The following is an 18,955-nucleotide window of genomic DNA, read 5'->3' as shown; positions in this document are numbered from 1 at the left end:
CCCAGGCAATTCGGCTCGGGTCGAGAATGATTTTCGCTACCCCGATTTTATTTTGCAGCGCCCGGCAACTTGGCTATGGTCGGGGTTTGCCCCCAGGCCCTGAGCCTGACCGCGCCATCGCAAGGACCCTGTATGAGCCTGTCACTTCTCAGTCGCTATGCCTTCTTCGCCGCCTGTGTGCTGTTCACCCTGGCGAGCCTCCCCTTCAGCCACCACGAATGGCTGTGGCCGTTCACCCTGACCACAGGCATTCTCAGCCTGATCGGCCTGTTCGACCTGCTGCAGCACCGCCACGCCGTACGCCGCAACTACCCGATTCTCGGCAACATCCGCTATCTGGTCGAGGCCATTCGCCCGGAAATCCGCCAGTACCTGCTGGAGTCCGACAGCGATGCCCTGCCCTTCTCCCGCGCCCAGCGCTCGCTGGTGTATGCCCGGGCGAAGAACGAAGCCTCGGACAAACCTTTCGGCACCCTGATCGACGTATATGAATCCGGTTTCGAGTTCATCGGCCACTCCATGCGCCCGGCACCGCTGGCTGACCCGACCAGCTTCCGTGTCATCGTCGGTGGGCCGCAGTGCAGCCAGCCGTATTCCGCGTCGATCTTCAACATTTCGGCCATGAGTTTCGGCTCGCTCAGCGCCAATGCCATCCGTGCGCTCAACCAGGGCGCCAAGCTGGGCAATTTCCACCATGACACCGGCGAGGGCAGCATCAGCCCCTACCATCGCGAGCACGGTGGTGACCTGCTGTGGGAACTGGGCAGCGGCTACTTCGGGTGCCGCACGCCAGATGGGCGCTTCGATCCCGAACGCTTCGCCGCCCAGGCGCGCAGCCCTCAGGTGCGCATGATCGAGATCAAGATGAGCCAGGGTGCCAAACCCGGCCATGGCGGCATATTGCCCAAACACAAGGTCACCCAGGAAATTGCCGAAACCCGTGGCGTGCTGATGGGCGAGGATTGCATCTCACCGTCGCGCCACAGCGCCTTCTCGACACCGATCGAAATGATGCAGTTCATCGCCCAGTTGCGTGAGCTGTCCGGCGGCAAGCCAGTGGGGTTCAAGTTCTGCCTGGGCCACCCGTGGGAATTCATGGGCATCGCCAAGGCCATGCTGGAAACCGGCATCCTGCCCGACTTCATCGTCGTCGATGGCAAGGAAGGCGGCACCGGCGCAGCGCCCGTGGAGTTCACCGACCATATCGGCGTGCCACTGCGTGAAGGCCTGCTGTTCGTGCACAACACCCTGGTCGGCCTGAACCTGCGCGACAAGATCAAGCTGGGCGCCAGCGGCAAGATTGTCAGCGCCTTCGACATCGCCAGCGTGCTGGCCATTGGCGCCGACTGGGCCAACTCGGCACGCGGCTTCATGTTCGCCATCGGCTGCATCCAGTCACAAAGCTGCCACACCAACAAATGCCCGACCGGCGTGGCCACGCAAGATCCGCTGCGCCAGCGCGCGCTGGTGGTGCCCGACAAAGCCCAGCGGGTGCTGAACTTCCATCACAACACGTTGCGTGCCTTGGCAGAAATGCTGGCGGCGGCAGGCCTGGAGCATCCGGCACAACTGGAGGCCAAGCACCTGGTGCGGCGCATTTCGGCCACCGAAATCAAGCTGTTCTCGCAGATGCATGTGTTCTTGAAGCCAGGCGAGCTGCTGACCGGCGAGGTGAACGGGCAGTTCTATTCGCGGATGTGGCAACTGGCCCGGTCGGACAGTTTCGAGCCGCACAGCGAAGTGGCGGCCTGAGAGAACGCTGGGGCCGCGAAGCGGCCCCACGTCAGGTCAGGAGGCTGTACTCGTCACACCTTGCGCGTCTTTCGGCGCCAGGCGGAACGTGTAATACAGCACTGTCAGCAACACCAGGAACGCCGGGCCGATGTACAGGGCCACACGCGTATCCTCGAAGTACGCCATCAGCCCCACCACCAGCACCAGGAAGGCCAGTGCCAGATACGAGCTCAGCGGCCACAGCCACATGCGGTACTTCAGTGCCTTGCGCTCGGCAGTGGTAAGGCCGGCACGGAACTTCAACTGCGCCAGCAAGATCATCACCCAGGTCCAGATCGCACCGAAGGTGGCGATCGAGGTCACCCAGACGAAGACTTTTTCTGGCACCAGGTAGTTGGCCAGCACGCCCAGCAGCAACGCGCCGATCGACAGCAGCAGCGCATTGCGTGGCACGCCGTTCTTCGAGGTGCGGGCGAAGGCCGCCGGGGCCTGGCCGTTCTGTGCCAGGCTATAGAGCATGCGCCCGGTGCTGAAGATGCCGCCGTTGCACGACGAAAGCGCCGCCGTGATGACCACGAAGTTGATGATGCCGGCAGCGGTCTTGATGCCGAGGCGCTCGAAGGTCATGACGAACGGGCTGCCCTGGCTACCGATTTCGTTCCACGGGTAAATCGACAGGATCACGAACAACGCACCGACGTAGAACAGCAGGATGCGCCAGAACACCGAGCCGATGGCCTGCGGAATGGTCTTTTGCGGGTTGCGTGCTTCACCGGCGGTGAGGCCGATCATTTCCACACCCAGATAGGCGAACATCACCATCTGCAGCGACATCAGCACGCCGGTCACACCATTGGGCATGAAGCCGCCGTTGCTCCACAGGTTGGAGATCCCCACTGCCACACCGTCATTGCCAAAGCCGAAGGCAATGATGCCGATGCCGCCAAGCACCATGGCGATGATGGTGACGATCTTGATCAGCGCGAACCAGAACTCGAATTCACCAAAAGCCTTCACCGCCACCAGGTTGATCGCGCCCATGCTGCCCAGTGCCGCCAGGGCCCAGATCCAGCGCGGTACGTCGGGGAACCAGATGCCCATGTAGATGGCCACTGCAGTAATTTCGGCAACACAGGTCACCAGCCACAGGAACCAGTAGTTCCAGCCGGTCAGGAAGCCCGCCAATGGGCCGAGGTAATCCTGGGCATAACGGCTGAAAGAGCCGGCGACAGGGTTATGCACGGCCATTTCACCGAGCGCGCGCATGATCACCAGGATGGCCAGGCCACCGATGATGTAAGACAACATGATGGCTGGGCCGGCCATTTCGATCGCCTTGGCCGAACCGAGGAAAAGACCGACACCGATACAGGCGCCCAGCGCCATCAAGCGGATGTGCCGTTCGCCCAGTTCACGCTTGAGCGGGCCGCCTTCAGTGGCCTGGCCGTGGGCAGAGTGGTTGCCGACTGGCATAGCAATACAACCTCATTTTGTTATTGGATTTGACCTTCGTGCAGCCGCGACCATGCCGATAGGCGTGGCGTTGGCTTGCCAGGCTGGCCTTGTGGGCCTGCCCATGTGCCGGACTAGAGCGCCCGGCAGGGCGAAGGGGGCGAGCAGTATAGGAAGACCGTTGTAGGTGTTTTCACTGTATATATGCAGAAATTTGGCTAGAACTCTGGGGCCGCTTCGCGCCCCAAAAATCGCCAGGGCACCATAACAACATCGTCCGTTGAAGGAACCCACACCAAAGCCGCATAGCCCCACATGACTTTTTCCTTCTTCTTACAAATTTTTCACCCTATCCACTCAACGTCTAAGCTTCAGACAAGCAAGACGAAAATACTTGGCCGGATAGAAGATTATGGGCGCACTGTGGCAATCGGAACCAAGCAGAACGGAAGCACCCGAGATACCTCCGGACGAGACGCCACAACCCAAGTCCCCCCGTCAGCGTCGGCTATGGTGGCGGCTGATCATCCTCATCCTGCTGGTGGCACTGGTAGCCATCGGTGTTGCCGCGTATGACGAATTCCGTACCTCCGAACTGCAATCGCGCGAGTTCAGCAAACTGGCCAGTACACTGACCTATTCGCTGCAACCCGGTCCCAGCGATGCCATCATCTACCCCGGTGACGGGCCGTTCGACAAACGCCTGGGCTATAGCGCCCTGGGTGAATTCCTGCCACGCCTGCTCAAGCGCGACTATCTCATCAGCGAACAGGTGAAGTTCTCACCCGCATTGATGAACTACGTCGATCATGGGCTGTTCGCGCCCTATATCGAGAAAATCCAGGCCGGCCTGTCGATCACCGACTGCCGCGGCGACACGCTGTACCAGTACAACTACCCCCAGCACCTGTACCCGGACTTTGCAGCGATCCCTCCCGTGATGGTCAACAGCTTGCTGTTCATCGAAAACCGCGACCTGCTGGATACCCAGGACCCACGTAACAACCCGGCAGTGGACTGGCCACGCTTTGCCAAGGCCGCCTACAGCCAGGTCGCCAAGTACCTGGCCCTGCCCGGCCAGTCTGCCGGCGGCAGCACCCTGGCCACACAGCTGGAGAAATATCGCCACTCACCCGACGGCCTGACGGTATCGGGCGCGGAGAAGATCCGGCAGATGATTTCTGCCAGCGTGCGTGCCTACCAGGGCGGCCCCGACACCACCGAGGCACGCCAGCGCATCGTGCGCGACTACCTCAACAGCGTACCGCTGTCGGCCGTGCCTGGGCATGGTGAGGTACATGGCATGGCCGAGGGCCTGCGGGTGTGGTACGGCGCCGACTTCGACCAGGTCAACCAGGCTCTGAACGCCACCGCCACCGACCCCCAGAGCATGGCCGCACGTGGCCTGGCCCTGCGCCAGGTGCTGTCGCTGATGATTGCCCAGCGCCGCCCCTCGCATTACTTGTCCAAGGGCCGGGTCGAGCTGGCCGAACTCACCGATTCGCACATTCGGCTGCTTGCCGCCAACAAGGTCATCGATCAGCCGCTGGCCGATGCCGCGCTGGCCAGCAAGGCGGTGTACCGCGACTGGGTCGCGCAGCCGACCATCGTACCGATCATCACCAACAAGGGCATCAGCCTGGCGCGCAACCGCCTGTCGGCCATGCTCAATCGCCCGCTGTACGACCTCGACCGCCTCGACCTGTCAGCCACCAGTACCTTGCAGGCCGACCTGCAGCTGCAAGTCAGCCAGTACCTGAAAAACCTTGCCGACCCGGAGTTTGCCGCACAGATCGGCCTGATCGGCGAGCGGCTGCTCACTGCCAAGACCACCGACCAGGTGAGCTACAGCTTCACCTTGTTCGAACGCACCGCAGATGGCTCGCGGGTACGGGTGCAGACCGACAGCACCAACCAGCCCTTCGACATCAACGAAGGCAGCAAGCTGGAGCTGGGCTCAACCGCCAAGCTGCGGGTACTGACCACCTACCTTGAAATTATCGCCGAGCTGCACGAGAAGTACGCTGGCAAACCTGCCGCCGAGCTGAAGAAGGTCGAAGTGGCCGAACTCGACCGCATCACGCAATGGTCGCTGGAATGGCTGGCGCAGAACAGCAAGAACCAGAGCCTTGACGCCATGCTCGACGCCGCGCTCGAGCGCAAGTACTCGGCCAACACCGGTGAAGCGTTTTTCACCGGTGGCGGGATGCATGTGTTCAACAACTTCCGCAAGGAAGACAACAACCGCAACCCGACACTCAAGGATGCACTGCGCGAGTCGATCAACCTGCCGTTCATCCGCCTGATGCGCGACCTGGTGCGCTACGTGACTTACCAGCAGCCGTACAATCGCGTGCCGCTGCTCAAGGACGATGCCGACCCGCGCCGCCAGGAGTACCTTGCGCGCTTTGCCGACAAGGAAGGCACCAACTACCTGATGCGCTTCTGGAAGAAGTACCAGCGTAAAACCTCGCAACAACGCCTGGACACCTTCCTCGACAGCATGCGCGTGACCCCACAGCGGTTGGCGGCGGTACACCGCTACCTGTTCCCCGAGGCAAGCCAGGAAACCTTCAACGCGTTCGTGCGTGCCCACCTCAAGGGTGACAAGGTCGTGCTGGGCAAACTGACCGATGGCCGTCTGTCAGAGATGTACGTAGCTTACGGCCCCGGCAAGTACGACCTGCCCGACCAGGGTTACATCGCCAAGGTCCACCCGCTGGACCTGTGGCTGCTTGGCTACCTGCTGAAGAACCCGAGCTCGACACTGACCGAGATGATCAACGCCAGTCGTTTCGAACGCCAGGAGGTATACGGCTGGCTGTTCAAGAGCCGCCACCAGGGCGCCCGTGACAGCCGCATCCGCACCATGGTCGAAATCGAAGCCTTCCTCGATATCCACCAACGCTGGAAACGCGTGGGCTATCCATTCGACCACCTGGTGCCCTCATTGGCCACCGCCATCGGCAGCTCCGGCGACCGCCCCGCTGCCCTCTCCGAACTGGTCGGGATCATCCAGAATGACGGTGTTCGCCTGCCGACCCTGCGCATCGACACCCTGCATTTCGCAGCCAACACACCCTATGAGACCAAGTTGATCACAGACCCGGACCGGGGCGTGCGAATTCTGCCAGTCGAAGTGGCGCGTGCACTCAAAGGCGCCATGTCGCAAGTGGTCGATGCAGGTACCGCGCGGCGTATTTCCGGCAGTTTCAAGCTGCAGGACGGCACGCCGCTGGTGATGGGCGGCAAGACCGGTACCGGCGACAACCGAATCGAGAGTTTCGGCGCCGGCGGCCGGCTGATCGGCTCGCGCTCGCTGAACCGCACCGCCACCTTCGTGTTCTTCCTCGGCGATAACCATTTCGGCACGCTGACCGCCTTCGTGCCGGGTCGCACGGCAGAAGCGTTCAAATTTACCTCGGCGCTGCCGGTGCAGGTGCTCAAGGGCATGGCACCGATCCTCATGCCTTACCTGCAGCCGGGCAACCCGAATGAGTGCAAGCCGCCACAGGTTGCCCTGCACACACCGCCACCGGCAGGGAACACATCGACGCAGTAGATGATAATCATCAGCATTGAAGGGCTTGTCTTTAGATATATCTTGAGTAATATCTTACGATATATCGCAAACGACGGAGCCCTATCCCTATGCGCGAACATCCCCCTCATGATCCCTTCGAGCGGCGCCCCGCCCGTGGCGAGCGCGGCCCGCGTGTCTTCGCCCCGGGTGACCTCAAGCTGCTGATGCTGGACTTGCTGGCCGAGCAGCCCGGCCACGGTTACGACCTGATCCGCCAGATCGAAAATCTGTTCGACGGCAGCTACAGCCCAAGCCCTGGGGTGATCTACCCCACGCTGAACTTCCTTGAAGAGGCCGAACTGATCAGCGGCCAGGTACAAGGCAGCAAACGCCTCTACGCGATCACCGATGCCGGCCGCAGCGCCTTGGCGGATCAGGCAGTGGCCCTGGATGGCGTGCGCATGCGCATCGAGGTCAGCAAACGCGCCCTGCGCGGCCACGACCGCCCACCAGAGATTCATGAAGCGGTCGGCAACCTGCGCCATGCACTGCACATGCACAGCGGCCGCTGGACAGTGGAAGAAATCGAACGGGTCCGTGACCTGCTCAACCATACCGCCAAGGCCATCGCCTCCGGGCCCACCGAACCTTTCAGGGAGACGCCCCATGAGTGACACCATTCACCGCGTAAACCACGAGATCCGCCAGCGCCGTCTGCAAGTGCTGCGGGTCACCGAGCTGACCCCGCGCATGCGCCGCATCACCCTTGGGGGTGGCGAGCTGCAAGGCTTTACCAGCGTGGGCAGCGACGACCATATCAAGCTGCTGTTCGCCGAAACGCCGGAGCAACGACAGGCCATCGAGGCCCGTAACCTGGGCAAGGACGGTGGCGCGCGGCCCACCATGCGCGAGTACACACCACGGCGCATCGACCTGGTGGCACATGAGCTGGACATCGACTTCGTGCTGCACGGCGACGGCCCTGCCTCTACCTGGGCCGCGCAAGCCGCGCCTGGGCAAACCCTGGACATCGCAGGGCCACGGGCCTCGCTGGTGGTGCCGGATATTTTCGACAGCTACCTGCTGATCGGTGATGAAACTGCCATCCCGGCCATTGGCCGTCGGCTGGAGGAGTTGCCGGCGGGCCGCCAGGTACTGGCAGTGATCCAGATCGAAGACGAGCACGAGCGCCAGCCGCTGCCAAGCAAGGCGCAGGTGGAAGTGATCTGGGTACGTCGCCAAGAGGAAGACTTGTTGGAACTGGTGCGTAACCTGAGCTTGCCGCAAGGCCGGCTGTATGCCTGGGTGGCGCTGGAAAAAGCCCTGACTCGCCAGGCCAAGGCGTTGTTGCTGGAGAAAGGGGTGCCGGAAGATGCGCTAAAGGCTGCAGCCTACTGGCGGGCCAACGGGACTGCGGACGACGAGTGATCGTGATTGCCTGATCTGCCGTCTTCGCGGGCAAGCCCGCTCCTACACTGATCGGGGATGGACATAAATCGGCGGTTGGACACAAATCGGTGGTTGGGCACAGGCCGTTGTAGGAGCGGGTTCACCCGCGAACACCGGCGCAGCCGGTGCCACGCAACGCGCCGCCTGCTTCGCGGGTATGCACCATCGATACGACCAAGCGCTTCAGCCCCGAGCAGCTCAGAAAAGCTCGACCGCTCGCAGCGTATCTACAGGAGGCCGCGCCACGTTGTTGCTTACCAACGAAGGTCTCGCTGCCCCGCCAAGGCCTGCGGCCCGAGCCATTGGGCCCCCCGCAACAATGGCGTCAACTGCGCTTCAGGCTGCAGCTGGAACACCACCTGCGCCCGGCGTCCTGGCAGGTCGGCATCCACGGTCAGTTGATGTTGCCCTTGCTGCGCCAACTGCCCGCGCAGGTGCCAGCCACTGCGGCAATCCATTTCCAGCCAGCCGTGCCCAAGGCCCAGGGACCAAGGGTCGCTGAGGGCTAGGTCGGTTACGATCACGCGGCCTTCACTGGCCTGGCATTGGCGCCCTGCCCCCTGCATCCTCACCCCCCCCTGCCACTGGCCGGCCAGGCGATAATCCGTCGAGACCGTCGCCAAAGCCCCCTTGGCTGATGCCTCCAGCCGCCACTGCCAAGGCCAGCCTTCTGCGCGCAACTGCCAGGCCTGGCCCTGGAACCCCACTTGCGCATTCGCCTGCAAGCGCCAGGGCTGCAGCGTCCAGCGCAAAGGCCCGACCGGCCCCCATTGTTGTGCCTGCCCTTGCCAGAGGCTTCCACCGACATCGCGTACCGGCAGGCCGAACGCACGCACCACCCAATTGGCCGGAAGCTCGATAAACAGCGTGAGCACGAATACCAGTAGCACCCAGGCCATTGCTGCACTGCGGCTCATGGCTGCACCACCAGGTCGAATCGCAAAGCCATGCCCTGCTGCTCCAGCCCCCATTGCAACGGCAATGCGCCTTCTGCACGCAGGCTCTGCACCCAGCCTTGCAGCATGCGCTCATCGGCCACCTGCCCACGCAGTTGCCAGGCCTTGCCTTGCGTATCGACTTCGATCAGTTCGACCCCACGGGCCTGGGCCGACTGACGTAGCCGCTCCAGGTTCAAACCGGGCCCGCCTTGCAGGCTGGCCGCCTGTTCGGCCAGCACACGCCACTGGCCAAGCACGCGCCATTGCGCAACGCCTTCGCGCAGCGCCAGGAAGGCCAGCAGCAGGGCGATCAGTCCCCAGGCGAACGTGAAGCGATGACGCTGTAGCCAGTCCCGGTTCATGAGGCTGCTCCCAGGTCGAAGATCACTTGGCCATCTTGAACCTGCACTGTGGCGCCAGCGGCAGCCGCCATATCAGGCCATGGCGGCGCACTGCCCTCGCCCTCCAGGCGCAGGTGCCAACGCTGACCATCGAAGCGCACCGCTTGCAGGCGCAAGCCGGGGTTGTCACGCAGCCAGGTCTGCAAGCGAGCCTGCAGGTCGTCGAGCTGACGTGTACGCAGTTGCTGCTGCAGTACGCTCTCGCGCAGGCGCTTGAGGGCCTGTGCCGCGTGCCGAGGGCTGGCCTGCTCGCCGGTCACGGCAACGACCTGGCTACGCCAGAGTTGCGCCTGACGCCATTGCTGGCTCACCCACAGGCCACCCCAAACGGTGGCCAACACCAGGCAAGCTGCCAGCAGCCGCTGCTGCTGGCGGGACGCCGCCGGCAACGAGCGCACCTTGCGGGCGCGGTCGAACAGGCCGGGCATTGTGTCGAGCGGCGCAAATACGGTTGGCCACTTGCCGCTCAGCGACGTCTTGTGCAGCCCTGCCCACGGTGGCTGCGGCACGCCACCCAAGGCATCAGGCCACGCCAGCCAGTGCTCCTGTCCGTCTTCGGCCAAGCCTTTGTAGAGCGACATGCCGGGGGTGCGTTGCCATTGCCAGGCGCATCCTGGCTCGGGTGATGGCAGCAGCTGTAGCTCCGTCCAGCAACGTACCGTCTGCAAGCCCCATTCGGCGCATTGGCCACGCCAGTCATCCAGCTGCTGACGCGCCACTACCAACAGACGAAGGTACCCCGGTTCACGGGCCAGGCAAGCACAGGCCACCTCATGCGGGGCCTGCAGCAAGCGATCCTCAAGCAGCAAAGGCCACTCTTCGCGCTTGAGCCCGGGCGGAGCCGGCACGCGAAAATGGCTGCACGCCTCGGCAGGCAGAACCAGCGCAACATGCGCCTGCGGGTTGGCCGGTGGCTCGCCCTGCCCCTCGCTTTGCAAAATACCGTCCTGAACCAGTGCCCAGTGCCAGACAGCACCCGGGCGCAGCAGCAGCCACGCCTGGGCCGGCGTACGCCGCCGCCATTCAAGTTTCATGAGCGCCCCCATGGAAGGGCGAAGGTGCAAACATAGGGGGCTCCATCACGCAGCAGTTCCAGACGCACACCACGGCCTGGGTGCACCGGTTGGTCAGAAGGCCAGGCCAGCCAGCGGCCGCCCTGGTAGTACAGAACGTTCATGGCACTGACCTGGTCGAGTCGTTCGCGCTGTACCCAGCGCGGGGCGACGGCGGCGTACAAGTCCGCCGAGCTTTCCAGCAGCAGGCGTTGCTCGCGGGCCTCGAACCGCAGGCGCTGGCGTTGCAGGCGCGAGCCACCTTCGGCTGCCGGCAGACCGGTGCTGGCGACCCACAGCAACTGGTTGCTGGCGGGCTGCCAGTCCAGCCAACGGCTGGCCAGCGGCAGACGCTGGTCGTAGACACGGCGCAGCACCGGGCTGTCGAAGCGCCGCTCCAGGGCCAGGCAAAAGTCCAGCACCGAGGTTTGCCGAGTGGTGTCCTGCAGGCGTTCGCGAACCTTCAGCCAGCCATTGACCAGCGCGGCGAGCATGATGCCGAGCACGGCAGTCAGGGCCAGGGCGACCATCAGCTCGATCAGGGTCAGGCCGGTTTGGCGGTGTTTCATGGGCGCTCCAGAAACACGGTGTACTGACCCAGTGGCAGGCGCTGGTCACGGTCGGCGAACAATTGCAGTTCGCCACGGCGCAGGTCTCGCACGCCGGTGCGGCGCAGTTGCAATTGCCAGTGACACAGTTGGCCACCTAGGCCGAGCTCGCCGGCTACCTGGTTTTCGGCGGGCCAGTACTGCTCGACGGCAAAGCGGGCTTGCAGCTCACGCGCGCACAACAGGCCAAGGCGGTGCTGTTGCAGGTTGTCCTGCACTGCCAGCCGCTGGCGCAGTACCTGGCTGGTGATCACCGCCAGCACAGCAGCGATTGCCAGGGCTACGGTCACCTCCAGCAGAGTGAAACCACGCTGTGCTTGCTTCATGGCACTACCCACATGCCATCGGTGCGGCTCCAGGCCCATTGCTGACTGCCATCGGCCCAGCGCCAGCGCACGCTACCCGCCTGCGCCCAGCCATGCGGCGTGAACAGTACGCGCGGTTGCGGGCTGGCCGGCCAGTCCGGGTGCAGGCCCTTGGGCCAGTCGCCGAGCGGGACCGCTTCGACCACCCAGGCATTGCCCTCGCGGCGGACGAACTCCGGTCGCTGGCCATTCCAGCGCAGCCCGCGCAGTTGCCCCGCATGCCGGGCCAGCGCGGCCTGGCTGCGGACCTCGACCGCCAGCCGTTGCAAGGCCTGCTCGACACTGGCCTGGCCGTTGCCAAGGCCGGCCACCGCCAGCCCGGTCATCAGCCCGGCAATGGCCAGTACCACCAACAGTTCGATCAGGCTGAAGCCGCGCTGATGACGCACCGTTACAGCGCCCAGTTACCCAGGTCGGCATCCTGGCCTTCTCCACCCGGCAGGCCATCGGCACCCAGCGAGTACACATCGACCCGGCCATGTTCCCCAGGCATGCGGTACTGGTACGGGGTGCCCCACGGGTCTTCCGGCAGGCGACGCACGTAGCCATCACTGCGCCAGGCCCGAGGCAGCGGCTCCTGAGCCGGCTTTTTGACCAGCGCGGCCAGGCCCTGTTCGTTGCTGGGGAAGCGCAGGTTGTCCAGGCGATACATGTCCAGCGCCTGCTCCAGGGTGGCCAGGTCGGCCATCACCTTCTGCTTCATGGCCTTGTCCTGGTTGCCCAGCACGCTGGGCGCCACCACGGCAATCAGCAGGCCGATGATGAAGATCACCACCATGATTTCCATGAGGGTGAAGCCGCGTTGGCGGTTACGTCGATGCTGCATGGCAATACTCCTTGTCGTCACAATTGCAGGCCCTGGTTGAGTTGCATGATCGGCAGCAGCACCGCCAGCACGATGAACAGCACCACGGCGCCCATCATCAGGATCATCAGGGGTTCGAACAGCGCCATGGCGGTATCGACCTGGCGGGCAAAGCCGCGCTCCTGGTCGTCGGCCACGCGCTCGAGCATGTCCGCCAGGGTGCCGCTGGCCTCGCCGCTGCCGACCATGTTCACCAGCAGCGGCGGGAATTGCTGGCTGGCATCCAGCGCACGGTGCAGGCTGGTGCCGCCCTGCACGTGTTGGCGCACCTGCTCCATGGCCAGGCGGATACGCCGGTTGCCGATGGTTTCGGTGGCCACTTGCAAGGCTTCGAGCAGGGCCACGCCACTGCCACAGAGAATCGCCAGGCTGCGCGCCAGGCGCGCGCTTTCCAGCACCTGCAGCAGGTTGCCAATACGCGGCAGGCGCAGCAGCAGCTGGTCGCGACGCAGGCACCAGTGCGGTTTGCGCAACAACCAGCCAGCCAGCCCCCCGAGCAACAGCGCCCCCCCTAACAACCAGGGCCCGGCGTGCACCAGCCCCTGGCTCAGGCCGATCAGCAACGAGGTGATCAGCGGCAGGCTTTGCCCGGCATGGGCGAATTGCTCGGTGAGTTTGGGCACGACGAACGTCATCAGGCCAATCACCACGGCCAGCGATACACCCATCAGCACAGCGGGGTAGATCAGCGCTGTGCGGGCCTTGTGCTGCTGGCGTTGCACCTGCTCCAGGTGGTCGGCCAAGCGGGTCAGCACCTGGGCCAGGTGCCCGGAACGTTCGCCGGCCTCGACCAGCGCGCAGTACAAGCCAGTGAACGGTGCCCCCTGCCGGGCCAGGCTGCGGGCCAGGCCCAGGCCTTCGGCCAGTGAGCCGCGCAAGGCCACCAGCACACTGTGCAAGGCGGGCTGACGCAGTTGCCGTTCAAGGGTGGAAAGGGCATCGACCAAGGGAATGCCGGCCCCGGTCAAGGTGGCCAGCTGACGGGTCAGCTCACACAATTGGGCGCGGCTCAGGCGCTGGCGACGGGGTTGTCGGCTGCCGGCGTCATGACGCTGCAACTGGCGGGCGAACAGGCCCTGCTCGCGCAACAGCTGGCGGGCGTGGCGTTCACTGTCAGCCTGCAGGCTGGCCTTGTGCGATTTGCCGGCGAGGTCAACGGCCTGGTAGCGATAGGTCGGCATGCCTTAGCCCTGCACCACGCGCAGCACTTCGGCCAGGCTGGTCTCACCGCGGGCCAGGCAATCGCTGGCCATCGCCACCAGGCTTTGGCGCCGGTCAGCCAGATAGTCCTGCATGGCCAGCTCACTGGCGCCGTCGTACAACAGACCGATGAGCCCAGCGTCCAGCTCGATGAATTCGTACAGCCCCAGTCGCCCGATATAACCGCTGCCCTGGCACTGCTCGCAACCCACGGCGTGATAAGTGCTGCCCAACGCCGCCAGCTCAGGCCATAGCTCGCGCTCGGCAGCCTGTAGCGGGTGCGCCACGGCACAGTTGCACAAACGCCGCACCAGGCGCTGGGCCAGGACGCCGCGCAGGCACGAGGCGATCAGGAAGGGCTCGATGCCCATGTCGCGCAGGCGGGTCACTGCGCCTACCGCGCTGTTGGTGTGCAAGGTCGACAGCACCAGGTGGCCGGTGAGGCTGGCCTGCACGGCGATCTGTGCAGTCTCCTGATCGCGGATTTCGCCGAGCATGATCACGTCAGGGTCCTGACGCAGGATGGCGCGCAGGCCACTGGCAAACGTCAGCCCGGCACGCGGGTTGATGGCGGTCTGGCCAATGCCGGCGATGGCGTACTCCACCGGGTCCTCGACGGTGAGGATGTTGCGGCTGCCATCGTTGAGGCTGTTCAGGCTGGCGTACAAGGTCGTGGTCTTGCCCGAACCGGTCGGCCCGGTGGACAGCACAATGCCGTTGGGCCGCGCCAGGCAACTGCGCAGGCCCTGCAATACCGCTGCCGGCATGCCCAGGTTATCCAGCGCCAGCAGGCTGGCCTGCTTGTCGAGCACGCGCATCACCACCCGCTCGCCGTGGATGCCGGGCAAGGTCGAGACTCGTACATCCACTTCGCGCCCCGCCGCGCGCAAGGTGATGCGGCCGTCCTGGGGCTGACGCTTCTCAGCGATGTCCAGGCGGGCCATGACCTTGATCCGTGATACCAGCATGGCCGACAACGCACGTGGAGGACGCAGCACCTCACGCAGGTGGCCATCGACCCGCAGACGCACCACCAGACTCTGCTCGAAGGTCTCGATATGGATATCCGAGGCGCGCAGCCGCAGCGCCTGGCCGAACAGGCCGTTGATCAGGCGGATCACCGGGGCTTCGTCGTCGCTTTCAAGCAGGTCTTCGATGCGCGGCATCTCGCTCATCAGGCTATCCAGGTCGACCTGGTCGCCGATGCCTTCGATCAGCGCTTCGGTGGCGGCATCGCCGGCCTGGTACAGCTGGCCAAGGCGCTCGTCGAACAGCGCAGGTTCCAGGTATTCGAGCAGGCTTGGCTGGCCATGCACACGCAGCAACTCCTGCAACTGGGCATTGTCGGCGTCGGGCCGCAGCCATAGCTGCCAGCCCTGCTCTGCCGGGGCCATGGCCACTCCGCTCTGCCGTGCCTGGCGATAGGGCAGCATCACCAGTCACCGCCTTCCAGGCGTGCGCGGCTGGCGGGGAATACCTGCAACAGCCGTGTGCCCTCTGCAAGGTCCGGCAACTGCAGCGGTGTTGTCTGCTGTAAGGTGCGGTACTTGTCTTCACTGAGGCCCGCCAGGCTCGGCCCGTCGCGCAGGATACGCGGGCGGATGAACACCATCAGGTTCTGCTTGGTATTGCGGGTGGCATCGGAGCGGAACAACCGGCCAAGATAAGGAATGTCGCCGAGCAGTGGCACACGCTGGTCGCTGGTACTCAACTCGTCGCTGATCAGGCCGCCAAGTATCACCAGGCCGTTGTCCTCGACCATGACCTTGGTCTTGATCTCGCGCTTGTTGGTGATCACGTCGCTGGCCGAGCTGGTGTCGGCAATCGACGACACCTCCTGGACGATGTCCAGGCGCACGCTGTTGTCGATATTGATCTGCGGCTTGATGCGCAGCTTCACCCCGACTTCCTTGCGCTCGATGGTCTGGTACGGGTTGGCGTTGTTCTGCGTCACGGAGCCGGTGACGAAGGGCACTTCCTGGCCGACCAGGATCGATGCTTCGGCGTTGTCCAGGGTCAGCAAGGTGGGCGTGGACAGCAGGTTGAAGCCGCTCTTGCCCTTCAGCGCGTTGACCAGCATGGCGAAGTTGAAGCCACCGCCGAAATGGCCGATGCCTGCCGTGGCACCGGTGGTGGTGGACAACAGATCGCCCAGGGCCTCGTTGTCTCCACTGGCGGCGGCCCCGGCAATGCTGGCGATATTCACCCCGTTACTGCCGAAGTTGACGATACCGGCGCCGAACTTGTCGTCGGCGAACAGCCACTGCACGCCCAGCTCCTGGGCGCTGCTGTCGGACACCTCGGCGATGATCGCTTCGACCACCACCTGGGCACGGCGAATGTCCAGTTGCTCGACAATGGCCCGGTACGCCGCCAGCTCGCTGTCGGGGCCGACCATGACCACGGCATTGGTACCTTCTTCGTATTCCAGGCGGATGCCCGAGCCACCGGCGGCTGGCACCACCGGCCGGTCCTTGCCCTCTGCCTCACCCGCGCCTTCAGCCGGCACCGCCCCTTCCTGGCTGAGCCCTCGCAGCACCTTGACCACTTCACCGGCATTGGCATGGCGCAAGTAGATCACCTGGGTGCTGCCGCTGCCCGGTGCCTCTTGAGGGCGGTCGAGCTGGCGCAGCAGGCTGGCGATGCGTTCGAGGTTGCTGCGCCAGTCAGTCACCACCAACTGGTGCGCCGCCGGGTACGGTGTAATAACCCCAACCCGTGGGTCGATCAGCGGTTTGAGGATGCCCAGTACCTGTTCGCTGGCGGCGTTGCGCACGCTGAATACGCGGGTGGCCACGCTGTCGCTGCCCTCGCCTTGCTGCCCGCCCGCCTCCACTGGCACCGGCTCCAGGCGCGCGGCCTGGTCGGGCACGATTTTCACGCTGCCATTGGGCAGGTCGACGGTGGCATAGCCCTGGGCACGCAGTTGGGCCAGGAAGATGTCGTAGATGGCGTCGGCGTCGTGCAGGTCGACGGTGCGCACGGTGACCTTGCCCTTGACCCGGGGGTCGACGATGAAGGTGGTGCCGGTGATGCGCGACACGCTGTCGATGAACTCGCCGAGTTCGGTATCGACGAAATTCACTTCGTACATCGGCGTACCGTTGTCATCGAACACCGGCTCTTGGGCATAGGCCATGGACAAGGCCAGGCTCAGCGCAGCTGCCATGCAGTATCTAACAGGCATCGTTCATCCTTGCCGCTTGAAGCCGGTCACGGCGGGGCGTGGCGGCCAGGGCAGGCGCTCACGCCGCCCCTGGTTGTTGAAAATCAGGCCATCGCTGTCGATGTCCTGCAGCACGATCCCTGGCGCCAGGCGCTGACCGCGGGCCAGGGTGCGCACTTGCTCGCCGTAGCGCAGCACCACCACACTGGCGGCCAATGGCTGGGCCTTGAGGCCGCCGAGGTATTGCAGCGGCAGACGAGTGATGGTGATGGCGCCGTCGTCGGGCGGCGCCTGCCAGTGACCGACCATCAGCCCGGGCAGCGGGCTGTCGGCCACCGCAGGCGCCGTGGCCGGGTGTGGCTGCCGGCTCAACTGCAGCACACACTGCGCAGACAGCCAGCCGGCCAGGGTCAGGCCAGCACCGGTGAGCAGACGCGAGGTGAGCATCACGAGGCCAATTGCCGTGGGTGCCAGCCTGGGTGCCCCTGCACGTAACGCACTTCGGGCAGTTGCAGCGGCGCCAGTTGCCAGTTGTCAGGCTGACGGGCCAGCCAGGCTTCGACCCGCTGCCACAGTGGCTCGCCGGCCTGGCTTTCGAATTGCAAGCCAAAGGTGCGGCACAGGCCCTGCACCGGCTCCAACCCCGTGATGCGCTTGCCTTGCGGGCTGTAGCTGACGCTCCAGGCCTGGCCCTGCCAGCGCGGCAGGTCCTGGCTGTTGTCCAGCAGCAGCGGGTCACCGAACAATTGCTCAGCGGCGTTTTCCAGCACTTGCTCGACCTGCCTGGCCGGTGCCTCGACCACTGGCGCGGGGTAGCCACCGGTAAGGCTGATCAGATGTTCGCGGGTAATGGCCGCCCCCGCTGCCAGCGGGTAGTCATAACGCAAGCCCGGCAGCAACACGGGCATGCTGCTATCGTCGGCCAAGGCTTGATGCAGCAGGCAGTCCCAGCTGCCGCCACGGGTATCGCGGCGCCACAAGGCCTGGGGCGCGCGGGCCAGCGGCTGGTCAAGCCAGGCCGCGTGGCCGGACCGTTGCTGGCGCAGTTGCGCCTGCAATTGCGCGACACGCAGCTGCGCGGCAGGCGCCAGTTGCTGTTCAAAGGCCGGGAAAAAACGCCCGTCGAACTGCCACTGGCCGGCCACACACTGGCAGCGCAGGCGGAAGGCACCGCTGCCCCGGCAGCCGGCAAACAGCACCGGCACGCGCCGACCGCTGGCCTGGGTGACCTCGACCGGTGCGGGCCACAGGTCCTGACCACGGGCGCACAACAGCACGTCGATTTGCGGCACCCGTTCAGCCAGCCACAGGCCGGGGCCCGTGCCTGCATCGGCCATGGCCACCACCAGGTCAGCCTCGTGCCGGGCTTGTTCGAATACCGGCAGCAGAGACTGGTACCACTGTTTGAGTGAGGCTTTCTGATCCTGGGCGTACGGGTCGGTCACGCCGACCACTGCAATACGGGCACCGCCGCGCTCGAAAACGTGCAGGGCTTGCACACCCAGTGCCTGGCGTTGTGCATCAGCCAGCCCGGCACCGAGGGTAATGGCGCTGGCCTGGCGATACAGGCCCGTGCTGCGTTGTGGCCACAGCACACGCTCGTCGCTGCTGACCCGCGCTTCGATGCCCAGCAGCTGGCTGCCTTGCACGCCACTTTCGCCTTGGGTCAGGTAGGCCAGGCCACTGCCATTCCAGCCCTGGCCGTTTTCCAGGGTCAGGCTGTTGCCTGCACCGGCCTCGCCACGCAGTTGTTCCAGCAACGCCGCGAGTACCGCATAACCGCCCAGCTGGGCTGTCGTTGCCTGGCGGGCATCGAGCAGCGGCGCCAGTTGCGGGTAGGCGATACTGGCGCTGCGGCCGGTCATCCAGGGCGCACGGCCCAAGTGGCTGACCGGCCCCAACCGGGTAGCCGGTACCACCGCCTGGCCAGGCTGGCGGGCATCGAGGGTATCGGCGACGTACAGCAAGTCGAGCTGGGCATTGCCGCCCTGCTGCCCTGGGAAGGCTGTGCAGGCGCCGAGCAGCGGTGCCAAGGCACCGATACCCATCCAGCCGATCACTTCGCGCCTGTGCACACTGCTCGCCATCGCATCCGCCATCCTTAACCACGTCCATTCAGGGCCCCGGATGTTGCGGCGTTTGCATTACAGTTTGATGGCAGAAATCCGACAGCAATTCCAATTCGATCTTTAGAAGAGCAAT

General features: G+C 64.6%; 17 protein-coding genes. 4 read left to right on the top strand and 13 right to left on the bottom strand.

The features are described 5' to 3' along the window. The first annotated feature begins 132 nt into the window (after nucleotides 1–132). A complete protein-coding gene (locus tag ACI7M0_RS05425) occupies nucleotides 133–1,752 on the top strand; it encodes an FMN-binding glutamate synthase family protein (protein ID WP_129932350.1) in 1,620 nt (539 codons plus the stop codon). Nucleotides 1,753–1,788: 36 nt separating this feature from the next. Here ACI7M0_RS05425 and ACI7M0_RS05420 read toward each other — a convergent pair whose 3' ends face one another. Continuing rightward, a complete protein-coding gene (locus tag ACI7M0_RS05420; protein WP_129932351.1) occupies nucleotides 1,789–3,207 on the bottom strand; it encodes an amino acid permease in 1,419 nt (472 codons plus the stop codon). Nucleotides 3,208–3,598: 391 nt separating this feature from the next. On the opposite strand from ACI7M0_RS05420, the gene ACI7M0_RS05415 reads away from it, so the two are divergent. The 3 genes from ACI7M0_RS05415 (at nucleotide 3,599) to ACI7M0_RS05405 (ending at nucleotide 8,137) form a co-directional block, all read left to right on the top strand. Further along, nucleotides 3,599–6,748, top strand: coding sequence for a transglycosylase domain-containing protein (locus ACI7M0_RS05415; RefSeq protein ID WP_129932352.1), 3,150 nt, complete (start codon nucleotides 3,599–3,601; stop codon nucleotides 6,746–6,748). 89 nt (nucleotides 6,749–6,837) lie between these two features. Next, nucleotides 6,838–7,383, top strand: a complete 546-nt coding sequence (locus ACI7M0_RS05410) for a PadR family transcriptional regulator (protein WP_003254989.1) — start codon at nucleotides 6,838–6,840, stop codon at nucleotides 7,381–7,383. Further along, entirely contained in the window at nucleotides 7,376–8,137 is a 762-nt protein-coding gene (locus ACI7M0_RS05405) for a siderophore-interacting protein (protein ID WP_129932353.1), read from the top strand. Before ACI7M0_RS05410 ends, ACI7M0_RS05405 begins: the two co-directional genes overlap by 8 nt. A gap of 275 nt (nucleotides 8,138–8,412) precedes the next feature. Here ACI7M0_RS05405 and ACI7M0_RS05400 read toward each other — a convergent pair whose 3' ends face one another. Genes ACI7M0_RS05400 through ACI7M0_RS05345 form a run of 12 tightly spaced genes read right to left on the bottom strand, consistent with a single transcriptional unit; the run spans nucleotide 8,413 to nucleotide 18,840 of the window. Then, nucleotides 8,413–9,075 carry a general secretion pathway protein GspN gene (locus tag ACI7M0_RS05400; protein WP_104960892.1) on the bottom strand — a complete coding sequence of 221 codons (663 nt, stop codon included), beginning with the start codon at nucleotides 9,073–9,075 and terminating at the stop codon, nucleotides 8,413–8,415. Next, the gene (gene gspM, locus ACI7M0_RS05395; protein ID WP_129932354.1) at nucleotides 9,072–9,458 is read right to left on the bottom strand and encodes a type II secretion system protein GspM; all 387 of its coding nucleotides are present in this window, start codon (nucleotides 9,456–9,458) and stop codon (nucleotides 9,072–9,074) included. The genes ACI7M0_RS05400 and gspM overlap by 4 nt, the downstream gene beginning before the upstream one ends. After that, nucleotides 9,455–10,531, bottom strand: a complete 1,077-nt coding sequence (locus ACI7M0_RS05390; protein ID WP_256658189.1) for a type II secretion system protein GspL — start codon at nucleotides 10,529–10,531, stop codon at nucleotides 9,455–9,457. Before ACI7M0_RS05390 ends, gspM begins: the two co-directional genes overlap by 4 nt. After that, nucleotides 10,528–11,118 (bottom strand): type II secretion system protein, encoded by a 591-nt coding sequence (locus tag ACI7M0_RS05385; protein ID WP_014589891.1) that lies wholly within the window; start codon nucleotides 11,116–11,118, stop codon nucleotides 10,528–10,530. The genes ACI7M0_RS05390 and ACI7M0_RS05385 overlap by 4 nt, the downstream gene beginning before the upstream one ends. Then, a complete protein-coding gene (locus tag ACI7M0_RS05380) occupies nucleotides 11,115–11,483 on the bottom strand; it encodes a type II secretion system protein GspI (RefSeq protein ID WP_129932355.1) in 369 nt (122 codons plus the stop codon). The genes ACI7M0_RS05385 and ACI7M0_RS05380 overlap by 4 nt, the downstream gene beginning before the upstream one ends. After that, complete coding sequence (gene gspH, locus ACI7M0_RS05375; RefSeq protein WP_029615570.1) at nucleotides 11,480–11,911, bottom strand: type II secretion system minor pseudopilin GspH; 432 nt, start codon at nucleotides 11,909–11,911, stop codon at nucleotides 11,480–11,482. The genes ACI7M0_RS05380 and gspH overlap by 4 nt, the downstream gene beginning before the upstream one ends. Before the next feature lie 2 nt (nucleotides 11,912–11,913). After that, entirely contained in the window at nucleotides 11,914–12,348 is a 435-nt protein-coding gene (gspG, locus tag ACI7M0_RS05370) for a type II secretion system major pseudopilin GspG (protein WP_003254997.1), read from the bottom strand. Between the two features lie 17 nt (nucleotides 12,349–12,365). Continuing rightward, nucleotides 12,366–13,568 (bottom strand): type II secretion system inner membrane protein GspF, encoded by a 1,203-nt coding sequence (gene gspF / locus ACI7M0_RS05365; protein WP_129932356.1) that lies wholly within the window; start codon nucleotides 13,566–13,568, stop codon nucleotides 12,366–12,368. Between the two features lie 3 nt (nucleotides 13,569–13,571). Continuing rightward, complete coding sequence (locus tag ACI7M0_RS05360) at nucleotides 13,572–15,020, bottom strand: GspE/PulE family protein (RefSeq protein ID WP_129932364.1); 1,449 nt, start codon at nucleotides 15,018–15,020, stop codon at nucleotides 13,572–13,574. Then, nucleotides 15,020–16,756 (bottom strand): type II secretion system secretin GspD, encoded by a 1,737-nt coding sequence (gspD, locus tag ACI7M0_RS05355; RefSeq protein WP_129932363.1) that lies wholly within the window; start codon nucleotides 16,754–16,756, stop codon nucleotides 15,020–15,022. Before gspD ends, ACI7M0_RS05360 begins: the two co-directional genes overlap by 1 nt. A gap of 21 nt (nucleotides 16,757–16,777) precedes the next feature. Beyond that, nucleotides 16,778–17,200: a pilus assembly protein PilZ gene (locus tag ACI7M0_RS05350; protein ID WP_049588493.1), complete on the bottom strand. Its 423-nt coding sequence runs from the start codon at nucleotides 17,198–17,200 to the stop codon at nucleotides 16,778–16,780. Continuing rightward, complete coding sequence (locus ACI7M0_RS05345; RefSeq protein ID WP_129932357.1) at nucleotides 17,200–18,840, bottom strand: lipoprotein UxpA; 1,641 nt, start codon at nucleotides 18,838–18,840, stop codon at nucleotides 17,200–17,202. Before ACI7M0_RS05345 ends, ACI7M0_RS05350 begins: the two co-directional genes overlap by 1 nt. Nucleotides 18,841–18,955 lie beyond the last annotated feature (115 nt).

Origin of the sequence: Pseudomonas sp. 10(2024), from assembly GCF_045164175.1 — a bacterium.
In the GTDB taxonomy this organism is placed as follows: domain Bacteria; phylum Pseudomonadota; class Gammaproteobacteria; order Pseudomonadales; family Pseudomonadaceae; genus Aquipseudomonas; species Aquipseudomonas alloputida.
Note: the sequence above shows the minus strand (reverse complement) of the source record. Positions and strands in the feature narration are given on the sequence as shown.

Excerpts from the sequence above, each read along its gene's own strand:
- gspD (WP_129932363.1), bottom strand. The coding sequence starts at position 16,756 with ATGGCAGCTGCGCTGAGCCTGGCCTTGTCCATGGCCTATGCCCAAGAG.
- gspF (WP_129932356.1), bottom strand. The coding sequence starts at position 13,568 with ATGCCGACCTATCGCTACCAGGCCGTTGACCTCGCCGGCAAATCGCAC.
- ACI7M0_RS05405 (WP_129932353.1), top strand. The coding sequence starts at position 7,376 with ATGAGTGACACCATTCACCGCGTAAACCACGAGATCCGCCAGCGCCGT.
- ACI7M0_RS05420 (WP_129932351.1), bottom strand. The coding sequence starts at position 3,207 with ATGCCAGTCGGCAACCACTCTGCCCACGGCCAGGCCACTGAAGGCGGC.
- ACI7M0_RS05380 (WP_129932355.1), bottom strand. The coding sequence starts at position 11,483 with ATGAAGCAAGCACAGCGTGGTTTCACTCTGCTGGAGGTGACCGTAGCC.
- ACI7M0_RS05390 (WP_256658189.1), bottom strand. The coding sequence starts at position 10,531 with ATGAAACTTGAATGGCGGCGGCGTACGCCGGCCCAGGCGTGGCTGCTG.
- ACI7M0_RS05415 (WP_129932352.1), top strand. The coding sequence starts at position 3,599 with ATGGGCGCACTGTGGCAATCGGAACCAAGCAGAACGGAAGCACCCGAG.
- ACI7M0_RS05425 (WP_129932350.1), top strand. The coding sequence starts at position 133 with ATGAGCCTGTCACTTCTCAGTCGCTATGCCTTCTTCGCCGCCTGTGTG.
- gspG (WP_003254997.1), bottom strand. The coding sequence starts at position 12,348 with ATGCAGCATCGACGTAACCGCCAACGCGGCTTCACCCTCATGGAAATC.
- ACI7M0_RS05385 (WP_014589891.1), bottom strand. The coding sequence starts at position 11,118 with ATGAAACACCGCCAAACCGGCCTGACCCTGATCGAGCTGATGGTCGCC.
- ACI7M0_RS05400 (WP_104960892.1), bottom strand. The coding sequence starts at position 9,075 with ATGAGCCGCAGTGCAGCAATGGCCTGGGTGCTACTGGTATTCGTGCTC.
- ACI7M0_RS05345 (WP_129932357.1), bottom strand. The coding sequence starts at position 18,840 with ATGGCGAGCAGTGTGCACAGGCGCGAAGTGATCGGCTGGATGGGTATC.
- gspM (WP_129932354.1), bottom strand. The coding sequence starts at position 9,458 with ATGAACCGGGACTGGCTACAGCGTCATCGCTTCACGTTCGCCTGGGGA.
- ACI7M0_RS05410 (WP_003254989.1), top strand. The coding sequence starts at position 6,838 with ATGCGCGAACATCCCCCTCATGATCCCTTCGAGCGGCGCCCCGCCCGT.
- ACI7M0_RS05350 (WP_049588493.1), bottom strand. The coding sequence starts at position 17,200 with ATGCTCACCTCGCGTCTGCTCACCGGTGCTGGCCTGACCCTGGCCGGC.
- ACI7M0_RS05360 (WP_129932364.1), bottom strand. The coding sequence starts at position 15,020 with ATGCTGCCCTATCGCCAGGCACGGCAGAGCGGAGTGGCCATGGCCCCG.